The organism is Neorhizobium turbinariae (assembly GCF_023223505.1).
GTDB classification, from domain to species: domain Bacteria; phylum Pseudomonadota; class Alphaproteobacteria; order Rhizobiales; family Rhizobiaceae; genus Neorhizobium; species Neorhizobium turbinariae.
Genome location: NZ_JALPRY010000041.1, coordinates 1 through 2,563, shown reverse-complemented (window position 1 = coordinate 2,563; position 2,563 = coordinate 1). Strand labels below are relative to the sequence as shown.

Genomic DNA, 2,563 nt, shown 5'->3' with positions numbered 1-2,563 from the left:
AAGCCGGTAGGTGTAGGCGCAGCGAAAGCGAGTCTGAACAGGGCGAATGAGTTAGTTGCATTAGACCCGAAACCGAGTGATCTAGCCATGAGCAGGTTGAAGGTTGGGTAACACCAACTGGAGGACCGAACCCGCATCTGTTGCAATAGATTGGGATGACTTGTGGCTAGGGGTGAAAGGCCAATCAAACTCGGAGATAGCTGGTTCTCCGCGAAATCTATTTAGGTAGAGCGTCGACCGAATACCCTCGGGGGTAGAGCACTGGATGGGCTATGGGGACTCACCGTCTTACTGATCCTAACCAAACTCCGAATACCGAGGAGTACTAGTCGGCAGACACACGGCGGGTGCTAACGTCCGTCGTGAAGAGGGCAACAACCCTGACCTCCAGCTAAGGTCCCCAAGTCATGGCTAAGTGGGAAAGGATGTGAGGATCCCAAAACAACCAGGATGTTGGCTTAGAAGCAGCCATCATTTAAAGAAAGCGTAACAGCTCACTGGTCTAAATAAGGGTCTTTGCGCCGAAAATGTAACGGGGCTAAAGCCATGCACCGAAGCTGAGGATTTGAGCTTATGCTCAAGTGGTAGCGGAGCGTTCCGTAAGTCTGTGAAGGCATATCCGTGAGGAGTGCTGGAGATATCGGAAGTGCGAATGTTGACATGAGTAACGATAAAGAGGGTGAGAGACCCTCTCGCCGAAAGACCAAGGGTTCCTGCTTAAAGTTAATCTGAGCAGGGTTAGCCGGCCCCTAAGCCGAGGCGGAAACGCGTAGGTGATGGGAACCACGTTAATATTCGTGGGCCTGGTGGTAGTGACGGATTGCGTAACTTGTTCACTCTTATTGGATTGAGTGGGCGGGGAAGCGGTTCCAGGAAATAGCTCCACCGTACAGACCGTACCCGAAACCGACACAGGTGGTCAGGTAGAGTATACCAAGGCGCTTGAGAGAACTATGTTGAAGGAACTCGGCAAATTGCACGCGTAACTTCGGAAGAAGCGTGACCCCTTTTTACGCAAGTATGAAGGGGTGGCACAGACCAGGGGGTAGCGACTGTTTATCAAAAACACAGGGCTCTGCGAAGTCTAAAGACGACGTATAGGGTCTGACGCCTGCCCGGTGCTGGAAGGTTAAGAGGAGAGGTGCAAGCTTTGAATCGAAGCCCCAGTAAACGGCGGCCGTAACTATAACGGTCCTAAGGTAGCGAAATTCCTTGTCGGGTAAGTTCCGACCTGCACGAATGGCGTAACGACTTCCCCGCTGTCTCCAACATAGACTCAGTGAAATTGAATTCCCCGTGAAGATGCGGGGTTCCTGCGGTTAGACGGAAAGACCCCGTGCACCTTTACTATAGCTTTACACTGGCATTCGTGTCGGCATGTGTAGGATAGGTGGTAGGCTTTGAAGCGGGGACGCCAGTTCTCGTGGAGCCATCCTTGAAATACCACCCTTATCGTCATGGATGTCTAACCGCGGTCCGTTATCCGGATCCGGGACAGTGTATGGTGGGTAGTTTGACTGGGGCGGTCGCCTCCGAAAGAGTAACGGAGGCGCGCGATGGTGGGCTCAGACCGGTCGGAAATCGGTCGTCGAGTGCAATGGCATAAGCCCGCCTGACTGCGAGACTGACAAGTCGAGCAGAGACGAAAGTCGGTCATAGTGATCCGGTGGTCCCGCGTGGAAGGGCCATCGCTCAACGGATAAAAGGTACGCCGGGGATAACAGGCTGATGACCCCCAAGAGTCCATATCGACGGGGTTGTTTGGCACCTCGATGTCGGCTCATCGCATCCTGGGGCTGGAGCAGGTCCCAAGGGTTTGGCTGTTCGCCAATTAAAGCGGTACGTGAGCTGGGTTCAGAACGTCGTGAGACAGTTCGGTCCCTATCTGCCGTGGGTGTAGGAATATTGACAGGATCTGTCCCTAGTACGAGAGGACCGGGATGGACATATCTCTGGTGGACCTGTTGTCCTGCCAAGGGCATAGCAGGGTAGCTATATATGGAATGGATAACCGCTGAAGGCATCTAAGCGGGAAACCAACCTGAAAACGAGTATTCCCTATCAGGGCCGTGGAAGACGACCACGTTGATAGGCCGGGTGTGGACGTGCAGCAATGCATGAAGCTTACCGGTACTAATAGCCCGATCGACTTCATCGTTCCCATTGACCATGCTCATCACGCGTCGCAAGACGCGACGATGAAGCCAGACGTGTTCAATCAAGACCATCGCCAGCTTGTCTGGCTCCCTTGCTCAACAGAGCGCCGGGCAGCCATACAGGCCAAAGGCCGTCGCCAAGCGTTTGGCGGGCCGTCCGCAGGGCAGCAGCCGGCAGGCTGCGATCAGCCCGCCAGGACAAGATCAGGCGATGATCCAAAATCCAGCTTCTCAACACATGCCAACAGAAATGTTGGTTCATTGCCCTTAATTGACCTGGTGGTCATGGCGGGGCGGCCGCACCCGTTCCCATTCCGAACACGGCCGTGAAACGCCCCAGCGCCAATGGTACTTCGTCTCAAGACGCGGGAGAGTAGGTCGCTGCCAGGTCTATTAAAGGCAATGCC

Annotated in this window: 2 rRNA genes; both read left to right on the top strand. The window is 54.4% G+C overall.

What is annotated here, in order from left to right:
- Positions 1-2,158 (top strand): 23S ribosomal RNA (locus M0654_RS22465); the annotation flags it as partial.
- 273 nt (positions 2,159-2,431) lie between these two features.
- Positions 2,432-2,546: ribosomal RNA gene (gene rrf / locus M0654_RS22460) — 5S ribosomal RNA — on the top strand.
- Positions 2,547-2,563 lie beyond the last annotated feature (17 nt).